The sequence below is a fragment of the Tsukamurella pulmonis genome, from assembly GCF_900103175.1.
Taxonomy (GTDB): Bacteria; Actinomycetota; Actinomycetes; order Mycobacteriales; family Mycobacteriaceae; genus Tsukamurella; species Tsukamurella pulmonis.
In genome coordinates this window covers 2,340,210-2,359,484 of the sequence record NZ_FNLF01000002.1, presented here as the reverse complement: position 1 = coordinate 2,359,484, position 19,275 = coordinate 2,340,210, and the positions used below count along the sequence as shown (strand labels likewise).

Here is a 19,275-nt window from a genome sequence, read left to right as displayed (position 1 = left end):
ACAGGACAAGCGTACTGTATTATCGACTTCAGGCACCGACACAGCCCGTCGGTGCACACCACAAACGTTGAGTGGAGCTGACGTGAGCAAGAGCATCGATTCCTTCTCGTCGCGCGGCACGCTCGAGGTGGGCGATCAGTCATACGAGATCTTCCGCCTCAGCGCCGTGCCCGGCACCGAGAAGCTGCCCTACGCCTTGAAGGTCCTCGCAGAGAACCTGCTGCGGACCGAGGACGGCGCGAACATCACTACCGATCACATCAACGCCCTGGCGAACTGGGATCCCTCGGCCGAGCCGAGCGTCGAGATCCAGTTCACGCCGGCGCGCGTGATCATGCAGGACTTCACGGGCGTCCCGTGCATCGTGGACCTCGCCACCATGCGCGAGGCCGTCACGGCCCTGGGCGGCGACCCCAACAAGGTCAACCCGCTCTCCCCCGCCGACATGGTCATCGACCACTCGGTGATCCTGGACGTCTTCGGCACCGCCGACGCCCTCGAGCGCAACGTCGACCTCGAGTACCAGCGCAACGGCGAGCGCTACCAGTTCCTGCGCTGGGGCCAGGGCGCGTTCGACGACTTCAAGGTCGTCCCCCCGGGCATGGGCATCGTCCACCAGGTCAACATCGAGTACCTCGCGCCGGTCGTCATGACCCGCAACGGCCAGGCCTACCCGGACACCTGCGTCGGCACCGACTCGCACACCACGATGGAGAACGGCCTGGGCGTCCTGGGCTGGGGCGTCGGCGGCATCGAAGCCGAGGCGGCCATGCTGGGCCAGCCGGTCTCCATGCTCATCCCCCGCGTCGTCGGCTTCAAGCTCACCGGTGAGATCCAGCCGGGCGTCACCGCCACCGACGTGGTGCTCACCGTGACCGACATGCTGCGTCAGCACGGCGTCGTCGGCAAGTTCGTCGAGTTCTACGGCAAGGGCGTCGCCGAGGTGCCGCTGGCCAACCGCGCCACCCTGGGCAACATGAGCCCCGAGTTCGGCTCCACCGCCGCGATCTTCCCGATCGACGAGGAGACCATCAACTACCTGCGCCTGACCGGCCGCACCGACGAGCAGCTCGCGCTCGTCGAGGCGTACGCCAAGGAGCAGGGCATGTGGCACGACGCCGACCACGAGCCCGCCTACTCCGAGTACCTCGAGCTGGACCTCGGCACCGTCGTGCCGTCGATCGCCGGCCCGAAGCGCCCGCAGGACCGCATCCTCCTGTCGGAGTCGAAGGTCGCCTTCCGCAAGGACATCCACAACTACGTGGAGACCAACCACCCGGCCGAGCACACGCAGCTCGACGAGGCCGTCGAGGAGTCCTTCCCGGCGTCCGACCCCGCCGCCCTGTCCTTCGCGGACGACGGTGCCGTCAACGTCCAGTCGGCCGCCACCGGTGCCGAGGGCCGTCCGTCTAAGCCGGTCACCGTGACCGGTGAGCGCGGCACCTTCGTGCTCGACCACGGCGCGGTCGCGGTCGCGGGCATCACGTCCTGCACCAACACCTCGAACCCGTCGGTCATGCTGGGCGCGGCCCTGCTCGCCCGCAACGCCGTCGAGAAGGGCCTGACCACCAAGCCCTGGGTCAAGACCAACATGGCCCCCGGCTCGCAGGTCGTCAACGACTACTACGAGAAGGCCGGCCTGTGGCCGTACCTCGAGAAGCTCGGCTACTACCTGGGCGGCTACGGCTGCACCACGTGCATCGGCAACACCGGCCCGCTGCCCGACGAGATCAGCAAGGCCGTCAACGACGAGGACCTGACCGTCGTCGCGGTGCTCTCGGGCAACCGCAACTTCGAGGGCCGCATCTCGCCCGACGTGAAGATGAACTACCTGGCGTCCCCGCCGCTGGTCATCGCCTACGGCCTCGCGGGCACGATGGACTTCGACTTCGAGACCGACGCGCTGGGCAAGGATCACGACGGCAACGACGTCTTCCTCAAGGACATCTGGCCGTCGGCGCAGGAGATCGACGACACGATCAAGAGCGCCATCAACCAGGACATGTTCCGCAAGTCCTACTCGACCATCTTCGCCGGCGATCACCGTTGGCAGAACCTCGCCACCCCCGAGGGCGACACCTTCGCCTGGGACGAGGACTCGACGTACGTCCGCAAGGCGCCGTACTTCGACGGCATGACGATGGAGCCGGAGCCCGTCTCCGACATCTCCGGTGCCCGCGTCATGGCGCTGCTCGGCGATTCGGTCACCACCGACCACATCAGCCCCGCCGGCCCGATCAAGCCCGGCACCCCCGCGGCCCAGTACCTGGACTCGCACGGTGTGGCGCGCAAGGACTACAACTCGCTGGGTAGCCGTCGTGGCAACCACGAGGTGATGATCCGCGGCACGTTCGCCAACATCCGCCTGCAGAACCGCGTTCTCGACACCATCGGTCTCGAGGGCACGCAGGGCGGTTACACCCGCGACTTCACGCAGGAGGGCGGCCCGCAGTCGTTCATCTACGACGCGTGCATGAACTACCAGAAGGCCGGCACGCCGCTGGTCGTCCTGGGCGGCAAGGAGTACGGCTCCGGCAGCTCGCGCGACTGGGCGGCCAAGGGAACCAGCCTCCTCGGTGTCAAGGCCGTCATCGTCGAGTCGTTCGAGCGCATCCACCGCTCGAACCTGATCGGCATGGGCGTCGTCCCGCTGCAGTTCCCGAAGGGCGAGTCGTGGAAGTCCCTCGGGCTCGACGGCACCGAGACCTTCGACATCGCGGGCATCACGGAGCTCAACAACGGCGTGACGCCGAAGACGGTGCACGTGACCGCCACGAAGACGGACGGCACGAAGGTGGAGTTCGACGCGGACGTCCGCATCGACACCCCCGGTGAGGCCGACTACTACCGCAACGGCGGCATCCTGCAGTACGTCCTGCGGAACATGGTCAAGAGCTAGTAGCGACGGTCTCGACCAGTGACGGCGGGTCCGGCCCCAGCGGCCGGGCCCGCCGTTCGCGTAGCCGACACGACTGAACCGTTCCCCGTTCGATCAGGAGCATCGACATGCCCAAGGTCAGCGACGATCACCTCGCCGCGCGGCGCCGTCAGATCCTCGACGGTGCGCGGACCTGCTTCGCCGAGTACGGCTACGACGGTGCCACCGTCCGCCGGCTCGAGGCCGCCACCGATCTCTCCCGTGGCGCGATCTTCCACCACTTCCGCGACAAGGACGCCCTGTTCCTCGCGCTGGCGCGGGAGGACGCGGAGCGGATGGCCGACATCGCCGCCGAGGAGGGGCTGGTGCAGGTCATGCGCGACATGCTCAGCCACCCCGAGCGTTTCGACTGGCTGGGCACGCGCCTGGAGATCGCCCGGCGCCTGAAGAACGACGGCGATTTCCGCGCCGAGTGGACCGAACGGAGCGCCGAGCTCACCGAGGCGACCCTGCGCCGCCTCGAGCGGCAGAAGGAGCGCGGTCGCCTGCGCGACGACCTGCCGACCGACGTGATCCTGGCCTACCTGGACCTCGTCCTGGACGGCCTGGTCACGCATCTCGCCTCCGGCCGCCCGACGGCGGGGCTGGAGGCCGTCCTCGATCTCGTCGAGGAGAGCGTGCGCCGACCGTGACCGACCATCGGTCGCCTGTGCTCAGTGGATGGACCGGGCCTAGCGTCCCTCGGGCGGCGTCGCGTAGAGGAAGACGGCGCCGCCGGGATCCTTCGCGGACCCCATCGTGGCCCACGGGGTGACCTCGGCGGCCCGCAGGATCTCGCCGCCCGCGTCGACGATGCGCCGCTCCGCGGCCGCGGTGTCCTCGACCGTGAGGTAGACCTGCCAGAACGAGGGCGTCGCCTCACCGAACACACCGGACTCGAACAACGGCGCGGCGTCCATGATCCCCGCGACCCCGTCCTGCGCACCCTCCGGGCCGACGAGAACCTGGCTGTAACGGTCCGGCCCGAAGGAGCCCTCCTTGCCGCCGCTGCCGATCTCGTGCAGCGTCCAATCGAAGACGGTGCGGTAGAAGGCGCCCGAGGAGTCGTAGCTGCGGCTCATGCAGTCGAACCAGTACGGCGTGCCCGGCACGCCGCGCTCGACGAAGCCGGGATGCGTTCCCGGCTGCCAGACGCCGATCGCCGCGCCGACCGGGTCGACGAAGAAGCCGAACCGGCCCAGGTCGCCCACGTCCGAGGCGGGAACGATGATCGAGGCACCCGCGTCCACCGCGGCGGCGAGAGTGGCCTCCGCATCGTCGGTGCGCAGATAGGTCGACCAGACGTCGCCGGGGCCCTCACCGCCGTCCTCCGGCGCCATCAGGCCGGCGACGAGGTTGCCGTTCACGCGGAAGTTGCGGTAGCCGCCGAAATCGGGACCGGCCGGGTCGGCCTCCCATCCGAACACGGCGCCGTAGAACTGCACCGCCGCCTCCACGTCGGAGGTCATCAGGTCGATCCACACGGGTGCGCCGGGCTGGGCGTGGTACGCGGTCATGCGGGATACGTTCGCACAGCGGTCCGACACCTGCCGGATTTCCGTGCGGAACCGTCTCAGATCTTCGCCACGCCGCGGGCGTCCCGGTAGACCGCCGCGACACCGCTCGCCGACATCGGCCCCGACTGGATCTTGGCGTCCGAGGCCACGACGGCCTGCAGGGTGATACCTGCGACGAGGAAGTCGGCGACCGAGCGGCGGGTGTGATCGGCGGAGGTGACGAGCACGGCGCCGTTGCCGAAGCCGTTCTGCTGCATGAGCACCGCGGTGTTGATCGCGTTGCCCTGGGTGGACCCCGCCTTCTCCTCGGTGTAGATGCGCGTGCCGGAGACGCCCTGCCCGAGCAGCCACTCCTTCATCGCCGCGGCCTCGGTCTTGCCCGCCTTCGGCGCGCCGCCGGTCACCACGATCGGGAAGGACGGGTACGCCTGCGCGACCGCGAGCCCCTTCATCAACCGCTCGACGAGGATCGGCCGCAGGGCGCCGTTGTCCTCGAGGCCGTAGCCCAGGATCACGATCACGGTGCCGGGGGCGACGCCGCCGGGAACCTGATCGGTGAGCGGGAAGGTGAGCGCCTTGTTGACGTTCGTCATCAGCGCCACCACCTTCTGCGCCTGGTCGATCGGCATCTGGTTGACGGCGGCCTGCGCGCCGGCGGTGTCGCCCGCGGCCTGGCGCTCGATCGCCTGGTCGGTCAGCGACGACGTCGACGTCGAGGCCGACGGTGCCGCCCCCGCGGTACCGGAGGTCGCGGTCGCGATCGCGGCGACCGCCACCGTCGCCGACAGAACCGAGCGGATGAAACCAGAGACACGCATCTTGACCTCCGTGACAAATGTGACTGCTGGTGGAAAACTACACCACCGAGGTCTGTGTTGCACACGTGAAGCGTGACATCTGTGACCGAGCAGGCGTTCCGCACTGCCGGCCGACCGGATCAACCGGCGGTCAGCTGATCTCCCAGCTGTCCTCGCCGGTCATCGGGCCGACCTTGAGGGTCAGCGTCCCGGTCGCCCCGCCTTCGGCCTTCACCGGGCAGGTGAACGACCCGCCGGGCGCTTCCGCCTTCAGGCCGGTGCCGCAATCGACGGTGACCTTCTGCTTGGTCTGCTCCGAGACGCTGGGTGCGAGTTGCGCACCCAGAGTGCTGAGGTTGAAGAGCTTCTTGGTGGTCACGAACGACGAGTTCATGTCCTCATCCTTGACGGTGACCTCCACCGGAACCGTCGCCTCACCGACCTTCGCGTCGCACATGAACTTCGAACCCGGCTTCGGGCTCTTCTCCGACTCGTCGCACGTCACCGAATCGACCTTCTGGCCGATCTTCCCGTACTCCGCGTCCAGCTTCTCCGTGATCTGCTTCTCCACCTTCGAGAAATCGATCGTGGTGCCGAACAGCGAGCAGCCCGCCATCGCGGGCGTCAGGACGGCGAGGGCGAGAAGTGTGGATTTCGTCTTCATGAATCGAACATATCGCATACACGAAGAGCAGCGAACCCCGCCTCAACTCGCCGCGGGCAGCGCCATCCCGAGTTCCCGGAACACCGCGCGGGCGCGATCCGGGTAGTCGGTGATGAGCCCGTCCACCCCGTCGTTCAGCAGCGCGCGCATCGTCGCGGGATCGTTGACGGTCCAGGGGATGACCTTCAGCCCCTGATCGTGGGCACGCCGGATCAGGGCCGCGGTGGTGAAGCGGACGAAGTCCGCGTCGCCGATGCCGCCGTCCTGCGGATCGCCCTGCACCGGCGAGATCGTGGTCAGGCCCGGAATCGTCGTCTTCGCGGCCCGCACCCAGTCGCCGTCGTAGTCGTCCACGTCGAGGCCGAGCCACGGCGACGCACCGGCCTTGCCGGTCTGCAGGAACTGCTCGCCGTTGGTGAGCGCGATGAGCCCGACGCCCGGCAGCATCGGGCCGATCTCCCGCAGGGCCGTCCAGTCGAAACTCTGGATCGTCACCTGTCGGGCGAGGCCGGAACGCGTGATCTCCTCCGCCACCGCCCGCACGAACTCACCGCGCGGCGCCGTCTCCGACGGTGCCCCGGCCTCCACCTTGGTCTCGATGTTCATCCGCACCGGCGAGCGCCGGGCGCGGACGAGGTCGAACAGTTCACGCAGTTCGGGGATCCGGGCCCCGCTGACCACTCGCTGCGATGCGGCGAGCTTCTCATAGCCGCAGTTCATCGTGCGGATCTGCGCGTAGGTCAGGTCGCGAACGTACTTGCCGACGTACGGGTACTGCGGGTCGCCGGGTGTCGCCGGCGCGGTGTCGACGCACTTGCGCGCATCCACCTTCCGGTCGTGCGTGATCACGACCTTCCGGTCCTTGGTCACCTGCGTGTCCAACTCCAGCGTGGTGACGCCGAGCCGCATCGCGGCGGAGAAGCCCTCCAGGGTGGACTCCGTCTGCAGGCCGAGCCCACCCCGGTGCGCCTGCAGGTCGACGGTCCGCGGCGCCGCCCCGGCCGGGGCCGCCCCCACCAGCAGCGCGAGGCACACGGACACGATCGACAACCGGCGCAGGTTCATGGCTCGCACGCTAGGCGGCGACGGTGAACCGGACCTGTCCGCGACGTTACGTGCGCCCCGATACACTGGACCGTCGCACACGCAAGGGGAGGTACACGATGGCGCAATCACGCCGCCCGCTCGCGTCGCTCCCGGCGCGGATGTCGGCCGCGCAGCTGTACGCCGCGTTCACGGACAACGCCGACAATGACGTCGCGCTCCGCCTGCTCCGCTCCCCCAACGCCGTCGCCTACCTCGCGCTCATGGCAGCGCGACTGGGCACGGGGCCCGTCGACGCGGAGGAGCTGGGGGACGCGCTCACCGTCGACCTGCAGTCCCTCGCGCACCACTTCACCGACCGCGCCCGTCCGGTCCCCGCCGGCCCCGATGTCCTCGACAGCTGGGTCAAGGCCGGGTACGTCTCGCGCACGCTCGACGAGGACGATCGCGAATCCATCCAGCTCACCCGCGGCGCCACGACGGCGCTCGGCCAGGTGCAGGCGGTCTCGCTGGACCGCAACGTCGCCACCGAGACCGCGCTCGAGCTCGTGACGGCCCGACTGTCCGCGGTGGCGGTCACCGTCAGCGCCGATCCCGACGATCACCTGCGTGCTCTGGACGAGCAGATCGCCGAGCTCACCCGCCGCCGCGAAGCCCTCAAAGCCGGCCTGGTCCCCGAGTACGACCGGGACAAGGTGGTCGACGACCTCAAAATCGTCAGCTCGCTGGCCGAGCGCATGCCGGCGGACATCCTGGGCTACGGCGAGAAGCTGCGCGAGCACACGCGCGCCCTGCTCACGCACGGGCTCGACGCATCCGATTCCAGCGAGGCCGAGGCGTACGCCAAGACGCTCCAGCGCCTCTTCGACGGCCACGACGAGCTCGCGAACACCCCGGAGGGCAAGGCCTTCGACGCCTTCTACACGCTGCTCTCCGACCATCGCCTGCGCCGCCAGCTGGAAACGTCGGTCGCGTCCGTCGTCACCGAAGTCCAGTTGCCGGACGACCTCAGGGACTCCCTCACCGGCTTCCTCGACCGCATGTGGATGCAGGTCCAGCGGGTCGACGAGATCCGCGGGCAGGTCTACCGGCGCATCAACACCTTCGTCAAGGACGGCGACTTCCTGCAGTACCAGTCGCTGCGCGCCCGGATCACCGAGGCGCAGCGGGCGGCAGTCGACGCGTTCGACACCACCTCCGCCTCCCGCGACACCGGCCTCGCCGTCCCCATGTCCGCCGTCGACACCAGCTCCGTCGGCGCGCTGCGCTTCCACGACGGCATCGTCACCCTGCCGCCCGAGGTGCGGGAGACCTCCGGCGAGTTCACCATCGACCCCGCCCGCCTCGTCGGCCGTGAGGCCATCGACTGGGACGCGCTCGCCACCGCCGTCAACGAGGCCGTCCGCGCGTCCGACGGTGCGACCCTCACCGAGATCCTCGCGGCGATCGACGCGCCTCGCGCCGGCGACGTGGTCGGCGTCTGGTCACTCGGCGCGCGGTACGGCACCGTCGACGAGGACCGCCTGGTGACGATCCTCGCGCACACGGCCCGCGGGCCCCGTGAGATGACGGTGCCGCACGTGGAGTTCGCCGCCGCGCTCCCGCCCCTGACCCCCGCCTCGGCCGCGCCCGAGCCGACCACCCTGTTCGAGGAGTGAGAGTGACCGACGAGACCGTGGACGACTCCCTGGACATCGCCGCCGACGAGGCCCTGCCCGAGATCGACCTCGCCGACTTCAGCATCGCGGACGACGAGGCGGTGAAGTCGCTGCGCGGCGCCGACACCGCGCCCCGCTTCGACGGCGACACCTCCGCGCTGCCGAACTCGGTCTGTTACGCGCTGCAGGAGCTGATCGCCGCGCCGCACGTCTCCGCCAGATCCAAGAACTGGGCGGTGATCGAGGCCGAGGAGACGCTGCTGCGCAGCCGGCTCTCCGAGCTGAACCTGCTGCTGGAGATCAACCGCGAGACCAAGCACGCCTTCACCCGCCAGGTCAGCGAGAACGACCCGCGGCAGCGGAACCTGCTGCGCGCGCAGAGCCTCTCGCTCGCGGCGTCGGTGCTGGCGCTGTTCCTGCGCCTCAAGCACCTCTCCAGCCCGGACGAGACCGCCGTCGTGGAGCGGCAGGAGATGATCGACCACCTGCTGACCTTCCGCCCCGCCCGCGACACCGACGAGGCCGGCTTCGTGAAGAAGGCCGATGCGGCGATCAACCAGCTGGAGACCCGCCGCCTGATCCGTCGCGTGGGCACGAGCGACCGGTACGCCGTGCACTCGGTGATCGCCTCGCTGCTCACCCCCGAACAGGTCGACCTCTACACCGCCGCGTACCGCGACCTCGCCAGCACCGATCAGGACCTCGGCGAGGCCGCCGCGCCCGTCGACGGAGCGGATGAGCCGGACGGCGAGGACGGCACCGTCGACCTCGATTCCGCACCCGAGCACGAGACGCAGGAGCAGCAGTGACCCGCAAGCATCTCGGCCAGTACCGCCTCACCCGCCTGCAGGTGGTCAACTGGGGCACCTTCGACGGCTACAAGGACTTCCCCATCGACGAGCGGGGCGTGATCCTCACGGGCCCGTCGGGTTCCGGCAAGTCCTCGCTGATGGACGCGCACTCGGTGGTACTGCTGCCCACCTACGACCAGTCCTTCAACGCCTCCGCCGACATGACGGCCAAGGGCGCCAAGCGCGCCGCCCGCTCCATGGCGGACTACGTGCGCGGCGCCTGGTCGGTGAACGACGACGAGCACCAGCAGTCCAAGGTGCAGTACCTGCGCGGCGAGTCGGCGACGTGGTCCGCGGTGGCCGCGACCTACGACAACGGCGCGGGCAACGTCACGACCGCCGTCGCCGTGAAGTGGTTCCCCGGCTCCGGCACCGATGGTGCCTCGCTCAAGTCCTGGTACCAGATCCACACCGGCGCTTTCGATCTCCTCGACCTGCAGGGCTGGGCGACCGCGGGCTTCGACACCCGCGGCTGGCGCGCGCGGCACACCGGTGTCGAATCCTTCGACACACAGGCCGCCTACCAGGACGCGCTGCGCCGCCGTGTCGGCATCGGCACCTCCAGCGCCGCGCTGGCGCTGCTCGGCAAGGCGAAGGCGATGAAGAACGTCGGCGACCTGGACGCCTTCATCCGCACCTACATGCTCGACCGGCCGCAGACCTACGCCCGCGCGGAACGACTGGTCGAGAACTTCACCCAGCTCGACGAGGCGTACCGGGCGGCGGCCCGCGCCGAGGCGCAGGAGAAGGTGCTGCGGCCCATGCCGGAGGCCTACGCCAAGTACCGTTCCGCCACCGTCGGGACCACCCGCGCCGCCGACCTGCTGGGCGCGCCTGTGCGGTCCTACCTGCGCGGCCACAAGCTGCGTCTGCTGCAGGAGCAGATGGACCGGATCGAGGGCGAGCGCGCCGGCATGGACGGGCAGATCGCTCGCTGGGAGGACCGGGCCGAGGAGCGCAAGATGCGCTACAACGAGCTGCTGCACCGGCTCCGGCAGGAGCAGGGCGAGGTCGGTGTGCTCGAGGCCGAGCTGCAGTCCCGCGAGCTGCAGACCCAGGCCCGCCAGCGCGCCTACGAGCGGTTCGCCGCGGCCGTGGAGAAGCTGGGCGAACGCGCGCCGGAGTCGGCGGAGGAGTTCGCCGCTCTGCGCGAACAGGTTCCGGGCATCCGCGACCGCGCGACCGAAGCGGCCGAGGCCCTCGCGGGCCGCGTGCACTCGGCGTACACCGACGAGTCGGACGCCCGCCGCGCCGTCGAGTCCGTCGACGACGAGCTCTCCGTGCTCGACCGCCGCGCCTCCCTGCTGCCGCCCGCCCTGCTGGATCAGCGCGACGCGATCGCCCGCGCCACCGGCGTTCCCGCCGAGGAACTTCCGTACGCGGCGGAGCTCATCGACGTCCGGCCCGAGGAGCAGGCGAGGTGGGCCGGCGCCGCCGAGCGCGTGCTGCGCCCGCTCGCCACCACGCTGCTCGTTCCGGCGGAGCACCAGCGGGCCGTCGCCGATCACGTCAACGCCACCCGCGTGCAGGGCGTCCTCACCTATCAGGTGGTCGACGGTGCCGATTCCACCCGCCCGGCACCGGATTCCCTCGCGGCCAAGCTGACGGTCGACGAGTCGAGCGAGGCCGGCCGGTGGCTGGCCGGCGCGGTCGCCCGCGCCGCGCGCCACACCTGCGTGGACTCCCCCGCCGAGCTGGAGCGGCACGAGCAGGCCGTCACCCCGGAGGGACTGGTCAAGGGCGCGGGCGGCCGGTTCCGCAAGGACGACCGCCGGGCCGTCTCCGACCGCTCGCAGTGGGTGCTCGGCACCAACACCGGCTCCAAGCGCGAAGCGCTGCAACGCCGTCGCGACGAGCTGGCCGCCGTGCACGCCAAGGCCGCCGAGGCGTCCGCGACGCTGCGCGACGACCTCGCCGAGCACAAGGCAGTCGCCGACAGCGCAGCCGGCGTCCTCGGCTACACGTCGTGGGCGGAGCTCGACCACTGGGCGGCGAAGGCCGAGGCCGAGGAGCTGGCCGACCGGATCTCCGACGCCCGCTCGGGCAACGCCGATCTGGGCGAGCTTGAGCTGCAGGCCGACAACGCCTACGGCGAGCTGGCGGAGGCGCAGACCCGGATCGGCGCACTCACCGAGACCATGAACCGCGCCGGCACCGAATTCGACGACCTACTGGCCGAATTCGAGAAGATCGACGGCGAGAGCGCGCCCAGGCTCACGGAGGAGGACGAGGACTTCCTCGCCACGGCGCTGTGGCACCTGCTCACCGCCGACGAGGCCCGCCCCCGGCGGCTCACCCTGGAGACCTTCGGCGAGATCCGGGCCGACCTGCGGGCCGAGCTGGAGCGCCAGCAGAACGCGGCGACCGCGGAGCGCGACGCCGCCGAGGCGCGGATCGTGCGCACCGCGGAGCAGTTCCTGCGCGAATGGCCGGACGCCTCCACCGAACTCACCGCCGACGCGGCCTCCGCGCCCGACTTCGTCGCGGTGCACGAGAACCTCGTCGCACACGGGCTCGCAGCCGCGACGGAGAAGTTCCGGCGGCTCATCACCACCGACGTGAGCCACTCCGTGTCGAACCTGTTCAAGGAGGTCGACGACACGCACCGCGCCATCACCCGCGGCATCGCCGACGTCAACGCCGGCCTGCGCCGGGTCGAATTCAACGAGGGCACGTACCTGCAGATCGCCTACGCCGCCCGCCCCACGCCGGAGGCGACGGAGTTCGCGAAGCTGGTCGACGACATGGTGCGCGACGCCCCCGCCGCGAAGCGCGCCGAGCCCGCGGCGATGGCCGCGCAGTTCAAGCGGATCCGCGGACTGGTGCTCCGGCTCACCGGCGACGACCCGGAATCGCGGCGCTGGACCGAGAACGTCCTCGACGTGCGCACCGGCTACTCCTTCTACGGCCGGGAGAACGCGGTCGGCGCCGAGCCGGACGCCCCCGCCGTGGTCACCTACCGCAACACCGCGACGAACTCCGGTGGCGAGCAGGAGAAGCTGGTCGCCTTCTGCCTCGCGGCGGCGCTGAGCTTCGCCCTCGGCAGCCACGGGATCGACGGATCGAACGAGCCCGCGTTCGCGCCGCTCATGCTCGACGAGGCGTTCAGCAAGTCCGACGAGCGGTTCTCCGCGCAGTCTCTGCGCGCCTTCGAGCAGTTCGGCTTCCAGCTGATCATCGCCGCCCCGATCCGCATGGTCGGCATCGTCGAGCCCTTCATCGGGCAGGTCATCCTCGTGGACAAGCAGGTCACGCCCGACGGTGCCCGTTCCGACGCCCGGTACGCCACGTTCGGCGAGCTCGCCCCGTCGCGCTGATCGAACGCCGAGTCAGTCGGCGGCGCCGGCGCGGTGCGCGCGCGGCGTGCGGCCGAACCGCCGGTTGAACGCCGTGCTGAAGGCACTCGCGGAGCCGTAGCCGACGGAATCGGCGATGAACGCGATGCCGCGGGCCGCCCAGCGCGGATCGGTGAGCCGGTCCCGGGCGAGCTCGAGGCGCTCGCCGCGCACGGCGTCGGAGAAGGTCTCGCCGGTGCGGGAGAGCACCGCCTGGATGTGCCGCGCCGACCAGCCGACGGCCGCGGCGACACCGGCGAGGCTGAGGTCCGGCTCGGTGGCGTGCGCGCGCACGTGGCGCAGCACCGCGGCCCGCACCTCGTCGTCGGCGGTGCCGGCACCGTCGGCCTCCCCGCTCGCGGCGAGGCAGAACAGGTCCACGGCGCGATCGCACGCGGCGTCGAACTCCGCCGCCGTCAGTTGCTCCCGCTCATCGATGAGCGCCGCCGCCAGATCCCGCGTGACGCGGCCCAGCCCGCGTCCGCCGCGCAGCCGCACGCCCTCCTTGGCGACCGAGCCGAGCGTCCGCGAGACCCGGTGCTCGGGGATGAGCAGAGCCAGCGCGGAGGCGTCGTCCTCGTGGGCCAGCACGAACGGCGAGTCGATCGAGACCAGCACCATCTCCCCCGGCAGCAGGGCGCTCTCGGTGACGTCGCCGCCCACGTGCAGCGCACCCTTCAGGGGCATGAACAGCTCGTAGTGGCCGCGCGGGTCGTTGCGGATGCCCCGCGCGTCGCGGCGCACGTGCTCGCGCTGGCTGGTCCACGACACGAGCTGGTACTCGTCGGTGCGCTGGCGCAGCACGTCGCCGCGGTAGCCGTCGCCGTCGAAGGAGATGTCGAACTCGCCGTGGACGCCGCTGCACCAGTCGCGCCACGCGCCGTGGGCGCGGGCGCCCGTGAGGCGCCGCTCGGCCCCGGTGACCAGGCCGTCGATCGTGTACGGCACGCCCGCTCCTCCCCTCTCGCGGCGCATGCGCCTGCGCGAAAGAACCGTGCGCGCGGGCGAACGTTCCGCCGTCGCGCGCTTCCTACCTTCGATTGTGACACGCATCACCACCGGCCGAGCCCGGTGCACCGTCAGGAGGACCGATGACCGATCAGACCGTGACCGCACCCGCCCTCGGCGACCTGCTCGCCGAGGCACCGTCGAACTGGGGCAAGTGGGGCCCCGACGACGAGGTGGGCTCGCTCAACTACCTCGGACCGGAGCAGGCGGTGGCCGCTGCGGCGCTGGTCCGCAGCGGCAAGGTCTTCACGCTGCAGCGGCTCATCGGCGATCCGAAGGGCGACCCGGTGTGGCCGGGCCGCAGCCCCGCGGTCCGCACGCAGATCATGGACGAGGCGACGTGGGACGGCGCGGAGGCGCCGCAGTTCCCGGGTGGGCTGCACTACGCGGACGACAAGATCGACGCCTTCCTGCAGGGGTCCACGCAGTACGACGCCCTGGGGCACGTCTGGTACGACGGCAAGCTGTGGAACGGCTTCGACGCCCGCACCACCGTCGGCGGCATGGACGTCGCCAGTGTCGAGCCGATCGCGCAGCGCGGCGTCGTGGGACGGGGCGTGCTCCTCGACATGGCGCGCTTCCGCGGCAAGGACCATCTCGACACCGCCGAGACCTTCGACCACACCGATCTCGAGGCGTGCGCCGCCGCGCAGGGCGTGCAGCTGCGCCCGCGCGACGTACTGCTGATCCGCACCAACTACCTTCAGCTCTTCTTCGAGCTGGGCGATGCGTTCTACGAGGGCTTCTGCGAGCCCGGCCTGCAGTACAGCCCGGAACTGGTGCAGTGGTTCGCGGACAACGAGATCCCGAACCTGGTGACCGACACCATCGCCAACGAGGTGACCACCGACCAGAACAACGGCGTCGCGCTCACGCTCCACTGCGCGCTGATGCGGAACCTCGGCGTCGTCTTCACCGAGATCACCGATCTCGAGGCCCTCGCGGCCGACTGCGCCGCCGACGGCGTCTACGAGTTCATGTACACCGCCGCCCCGCTGAAGATCGCGCAGGGCAGCGGCGCGCCCGTCAACCCGGTCGTGGTGAAGTGACCGCAGTGACGGGGTATGCGCAGCGGTCGTGGGCGGGCCGGTACGAGACGCTGCCCGCGGACGTGGACATCGCCTTCGACAGTGCACTCGAGATGTTCCGGGCCGGCGTCGCGAGCCACCCCGACCAGGCGGCGATCCGCTACTTCGACGGGACGATCACCCGCCGCGAGCTGGACGAGCTGACGGACGCGCTCGCGGCGGGCCTGCTGGCCGAGGGATTCTCGCCCGGGGACCGCCTCGCGCTCTACCTGCAGAACGTGCCGCAGTTCGTGATCGGGATGGTCGCCGCGTGGAAGGCCGGCGGCTGCACCGTCTCGATCAATCCGATGAGTCGCACGCGGGAGCTGGAGAACCTGCTCCTCGATTCCGGTGCGACCGCGCTCCTCGCGCTCGACGACCTGTACGAGGACGTCGCGCGCGACGTGGTGCCCGACACCGCCGTCCGCACGGTCTTCACCACCAGCGGGCTCGACCTCCAGAGCCGGGCCGATCGGCGACTCTTCCCGGCCCCTCGGCGCGCGACGCCGGACGGGGCGACGGACCTGCTGGAGTTCGTCGCGGCGCACCGCGGCGAGGCCCCGCCGCCGGTGACGCCCGCTCCGGAGGACACCGCCTTCCTCACGTACACCTCGGGGACGACCGGCAAGCCCAAGGGCGCGATCAACACCCACCGCAACGTGGTCTTCACTGCGACCGTCTACCGCGACGCCGCGAAGTTCGCGCCGGCCCCCGACGCGGCGGTGTTGGGGATCGCTCCCCTGTTCCACATCACGGGGCTGATCGGGCACATCGCGCTGAGCATGCTCGCCCCGATGCCGCTGATCCTGGCCTACCGGTTCGATCCGGCGGTGATGCTGGAGACGATGCGCGAGCACCGCCCCACGTGCACGATCGGCGCGGTGACGGCGTTCAACGCGCTGCTCAACCACCCCGACTTCGACCGGGACGCGTTCGCCTCGCTCACGTCGGTGTACTCGGGCGGAGCGCCGATCTCGCCGACGGCCGCCCGCCGGTTCGCGGACGCCACCGGCCGCCCGCTGCACAACGCCTACGGGCTCACCGAGACGACGAGCCCGATGACGGTCTCGCCGTACGGCGTGGAGATCCCGGTCGATCCGGACTCCGGCGCGCTGTCGGTGGGGCTCCCGGCACCGTCGACCGTGGTGCGGATCGTCGGGGACGACGGTGCCGACCTCCCGCTCGGAGAGATCGGCGAGATCGTCGCGGAGGGGCCGCAGGTGGTCGCCGGGTACTGGAACAAGCCCGAGGAGACCGCGGCCGGGATCCCCGGCGGGGCGCTGCACAGCGGCGATGTGGGCTTCATGGACGAACGCGGCTGGGTGTTCATCGTGGACCGCAAGAAGGACATGATCAACGCGTCGGGCTACAAGGTGTGGCCGCGCGAGGTCGAGGACGTGCTCGCCGAGCACTCCGCGGTCCGGGAGGCCGCCGTCGTCGGCGTGCCGGACGAGGTCCGGGGCGAGACGGTCCGCGCCTTCGTGAGCCTCATGCCGGGCGTCGAGGCCGCCCCCGAGGAGCTCATCGCGCACTGCCGCGAGCGGATGGCCGCGTACAAGTACCCGCGTGACGTGCGGATCGTCGACGAGTTGCCGAAGACGGTGACCGGCAAGATCCTGCGCCGCGAGCTCCGGGACGCCTGACCGGCGCCGGCCCGTCGTCGCTTCTGAGCGCCGACGGCGGGCCGGGCCGGTTGTGGAACTGCTATACAGAGCGCATGTCCTCGGTCGTCGCGCTCAACGCCCATCCGGACGACGAGACGTTGCTCGGAGGCGGCACGCTCGCACGACTCGCGGCGGAGGGTCACCGCGTGGTGATCGTGGTCGCCACCGACGGGATGATGGACGGCGACGAGGAGAGCGATCCCCGCCTGCGGCTCGACGAGTTGAGCGACGCCGCCGCCGAACTGGGCGTGCACGAGGTGCGCTGGCTGGGCTACGCCGACAGCGGCCACGGCGGCGAGCTGTACCCCGACCCGGCGGGACGGGTGCGGCTGGCCCGCGCGGGGATCGACGAGCCGGCGGAGCGCCTCGCCGCGATCCTGCGCGAGGTCTCGGCCGAACTGCTGGTCGGATCCGACGAGGCCGGTGGCTACCGGCACCGCGATCACATGGCGGTGCACCACATCGCGCGCCGGGCGGCCGCCCTGACCGGGGTGCGCCTGGTGGAGGCGACGGCGCCGAGGGAGTCAGTGCTGCGCATCCTCACCGGGGTCGCCAGGATCCGCGTGATGTCGCGCGAGGACCTCGACCAGGCGCGCACCTGGTTCACGCCGGCGGCGGAGATCACGCACCGCATCGATGTGCGCCGGTACGTCGCCGCGAAGCAGCGGGCGCTCGCCGCGCACCGCTCCGAGATCGCGAAGGACGGCACGATCGCGCGGGTGCTCCGCACGGTGTCGCGTGTGCCCGCCTGGACCATCGCGCCCATGGTGGGGACGGAGTACTACGTGGAGCCCGCGGGTCCCACGTCGCCGCCGGATCGGCTCCTCTAGCGGCGTTAGATCAACTGATCTCTTCTTAGATCATGCGATCTACAGGGTCGTTCACAGAGCAGGCGCGGCGTGCGCAGATCGCGCAGTGCGCCATCGACAGCATCGCCGAGCTCGGCTACGGCCAGGCGTCCGTCCGCAAGATCGCGGACCGCGCAGGCGTCGCGATGAGCGTGGTGCTGTACCACTTCGGCGACAAGGACAGCCTGATCGTCGCAGTGGTACGCGAGTGCTACTCCGCTCTGCTGGCGGAGATGGTGCCCGCGGTCACCGCGGCACCCACCGCCGCCGCGAAGCTCGAGGCCCACATCCGCACCCACCTGGAGTACATGCGCACCCACCGCAACCACCAGATCGCGCTCACCGAGATCTCGGGCGGATTCCGCACCAAGGACGGCGGTCGCCTGCAGGACGTCGCCGTCGACGCGAGCCACGATGAGGACCGCGCCCGCGTAGAGCTGGACGTGATCCTGGCCGGCGGCGTCCGATCCGGCGAGTTCCGGCCGCTGAGCGTCCCGTCGACGGCGAGCGCCGTGCGCGGCGCGATCGGGGCGGCGATGCTCAGCGTCCTCGCCGATCCCGCCTTCGACCTCGACGTCTACGCCGACGACCTCGTCGAACTGTTCACCCACGCGATCCGCGCCGACAGCTAGGAGCCGGGATGGCCCACGTCCTCATCGCCACCTACGGCTCCCGCGGCGACTGCACCCCACTCGCCGGGGTCGGCCAGCGCCTGCAACGCGCCGGGCACACCGTCACGATCACCACCAACCACGAACTGGAGGCCGAGATCAGGGACCTCGGCCTCGACGCGCGCGGGGTCCGGCCGGACCTCGGGCCGGAGTCGGTCGATCCCTCGCTCAAGGACGCGCTGAAACTGGTGAAGCCTGCGGGCATCGCGTCTCTCAGCCACGCACTCCTGGACGCTGTCGGCGACGTGGCCGCTGACGTCGTCCTCGCGCACCCTTTCGCGGAGCCCGCAATGCACGCCTACGCCGAGGCCCGGGGTATCCCGGTGATCGGCACCCGGTTCCAGCCGATCTCGGCGACCACCGAGTACCCGCCCAGCCTCATCGGCGCCTGGTCCGCGGGCGGGACCGTCAATCGTGCCGCCGGGCGGCTCGCCGGACGCACCGTCGACCGGATGTACGAGGGCGTTGTCGCGGACCTGCGCCGCGATCTGGGCCTCCCGACGCGGTCCACCCGGCGGCTGCGGGAGGACCGCACCGCAGCGGGATGGCCGATCCTCTACGGCTACTCGCCCAGCGTCCTCCCCCGCCCCGCCGATTGGCGCGCCGGCATCGACGTGGTCGGCTACTGGTGGTCACCGTCGCCCGAGGACTGGTCGACGCCACAGGAACTGGCGGACTTCCTCGACGACGGTCCGCCGCCCGTCTTCATCGGTCTCGGGTCGCTCATGGTTCCGGCCACGGAGCGCGAACGCCTCTCCGCGGTCTTCGACGAGGCGCTCTCCCGCGCGCGGGTCCGCAGCGTCGTCCAATCCGGAGGAGCCGGCCTGCGCATCCCCGACCGCGCCGACGTCCTGAACATCGGCGCCGTGCCCTACGAGCACGTCCTGCCGCGCGTCGCCGCGATCGTGCACTCGTGCGGCGCCGGCACGACCGCTTCCGCCCTGCGCGCCGGGATCCCGACGGTGCCGCTCCCGTCCGCCGGCGATCAACCGTTCTGGGCACGACGGCTCCATGCGCTCGGGGCGGCCACCGCGCCGCTGCCCCGGACGAAGGTCACGGTTTCCCGCCTCGCGGAGGCGATACGTGCCGCCGTGGACGATCCACGCCGGCACGCCGCCGCGGACGCGCTGAGCAGGAGCATCACCGCCGAAGACGGTGCCGCGGCGGTCCTCTCGGCGGTGCAGCGCGCCATAACGATCCAGTAACGCGGCTAACGGATCTCGCTGCGGACCCC

15 protein-coding genes are annotated in these 19,275 nt (G+C 70.8%); 10 read left to right on the top strand and 5 right to left on the bottom strand.

The features are described from left to right. Positions 1-82: 82 nt before the first annotated feature. The gene (gene acnA, locus BLQ62_RS11550; RefSeq protein ID WP_068565358.1) at positions 83-2,899 is read left to right on the top strand and encodes an aconitate hydratase AcnA; all 2,817 of its coding nucleotides are present in this window, start codon (positions 83-85) and stop codon (positions 2,897-2,899) included. Positions 2,900-3,006: 107 nt separating this feature from the next. Next, positions 3,007-3,570 carry a TetR/AcrR family transcriptional regulator gene (locus BLQ62_RS11545; RefSeq protein WP_068534664.1) on the top strand — a complete coding sequence of 188 codons (564 nt, stop codon included), beginning with the start codon at positions 3,007-3,009 and terminating at the stop codon, positions 3,568-3,570. A 39-nt stretch (positions 3,571-3,609) separates the two neighbouring features. On the opposite strand, the gene BLQ62_RS11540 is transcribed toward BLQ62_RS11545, so the two are convergent. The 4 genes from BLQ62_RS11540 to BLQ62_RS11525 all read right to left on the bottom strand — a co-directional run bounded on the left by BLQ62_RS11540 (position 3,610) and on the right by BLQ62_RS11525 (position 6,960). Continuing rightward, entirely contained in the window at positions 3,610-4,434 is an 825-nt protein-coding gene (locus tag BLQ62_RS11540; RefSeq protein ID WP_068565359.1) for a VOC family protein, read from the bottom strand. A 56-nt stretch (positions 4,435-4,490) separates the two neighbouring features. Next, positions 4,491-5,252: a YdcF family protein gene (locus tag BLQ62_RS11535; RefSeq protein ID WP_068534670.1), complete on the bottom strand. Its 762-nt coding sequence runs from the start codon at positions 5,250-5,252 to the stop codon at positions 4,491-4,493. Positions 5,253-5,382: 130 nt separating this feature from the next. After that, positions 5,383-5,895, bottom strand: a complete 513-nt coding sequence (locus BLQ62_RS11530) for a DUF4333 domain-containing protein (RefSeq protein ID WP_068565362.1) — start codon at positions 5,893-5,895, stop codon at positions 5,383-5,385. A 42-nt stretch (positions 5,896-5,937) separates the two neighbouring features. Further along, complete coding sequence (locus BLQ62_RS11525; protein WP_068565364.1) at positions 5,938-6,960, bottom strand: glycerophosphodiester phosphodiesterase family protein; 1,023 nt, start codon at positions 6,958-6,960, stop codon at positions 5,938-5,940. Between the two features lie 98 nt (positions 6,961-7,058). Here BLQ62_RS11525 and BLQ62_RS11520 point away from each other — a divergent pair, with 98 nt between their 5' ends. The 3 genes from BLQ62_RS11520 to BLQ62_RS11510 are packed head-to-tail and all read left to right on the top strand — an operon-like array spanning position 7,059 to position 12,765. Next, on the top strand, positions 7,059-8,597 hold the full coding sequence (locus tag BLQ62_RS11520; RefSeq protein ID WP_231857587.1) for a DUF3375 domain-containing protein: 1,539 nt from the start codon (positions 7,059-7,061) through the stop codon (positions 8,595-8,597). 2 nt (positions 8,598-8,599) lie between these two features. Further along, entirely contained in the window at positions 8,600-9,406 is an 807-nt protein-coding gene (locus BLQ62_RS11515) for a DUF4194 domain-containing protein (RefSeq protein ID WP_082756416.1), read from the top strand. Beyond that, positions 9,403-12,765 carry an ATP-binding protein gene (locus tag BLQ62_RS11510; protein WP_068565365.1) on the top strand — a complete coding sequence of 1,121 codons (3,363 nt, stop codon included), beginning with the start codon at positions 9,403-9,405 and terminating at the stop codon, positions 12,763-12,765. The genes BLQ62_RS11515 and BLQ62_RS11510 overlap by 4 nt, the downstream gene beginning before the upstream one ends. A gap of 12 nt (positions 12,766-12,777) precedes the next feature. Here BLQ62_RS11510 and BLQ62_RS11505 read toward each other — a convergent pair whose 3' ends face one another. After that, positions 12,778-13,731, bottom strand: coding sequence for a helix-turn-helix transcriptional regulator (locus BLQ62_RS11505; RefSeq protein WP_068565366.1), 954 nt, complete (start codon positions 13,729-13,731; stop codon positions 12,778-12,780). 143 nt (positions 13,732-13,874) lie between these two features. Between BLQ62_RS11505 and BLQ62_RS11500 the strand changes: the two genes are divergently transcribed. From BLQ62_RS11500 to BLQ62_RS11480, 5 genes are all read left to right on the top strand, one after another. Then, positions 13,875-14,840, top strand: coding sequence for a cyclase family protein (locus BLQ62_RS11500; protein ID WP_068565368.1), 966 nt, complete (start codon positions 13,875-13,877; stop codon positions 14,838-14,840). 5 nt (positions 14,841-14,845) lie between these two features. After that, entirely contained in the window at positions 14,846-16,501 is a 1,656-nt protein-coding gene (locus tag BLQ62_RS11495; protein WP_068566202.1) for an AMP-binding protein, read from the top strand. A gap of 74 nt (positions 16,502-16,575) precedes the next feature. Further along, on the top strand, positions 16,576-17,352 hold the full coding sequence (locus BLQ62_RS11490; protein ID WP_068534690.1) for a PIG-L deacetylase family protein: 777 nt from the start codon (positions 16,576-16,578) through the stop codon (positions 17,350-17,352). A gap of 32 nt (positions 17,353-17,384) precedes the next feature. Next, positions 17,385-18,002, top strand: coding sequence for a TetR/AcrR family transcriptional regulator (locus BLQ62_RS11485; RefSeq protein ID WP_068565369.1), 618 nt, complete (start codon positions 17,385-17,387; stop codon positions 18,000-18,002). An 8-nt stretch (positions 18,003-18,010) separates the two neighbouring features. Further along, positions 18,011-19,246 carry a glycosyltransferase gene (locus tag BLQ62_RS11480; RefSeq protein WP_068565370.1) on the top strand — a complete coding sequence of 412 codons (1,236 nt, stop codon included), beginning with the start codon at positions 18,011-18,013 and terminating at the stop codon, positions 19,244-19,246. The last annotated feature ends 29 nt before the right edge of the window (positions 19,247-19,275 follow it).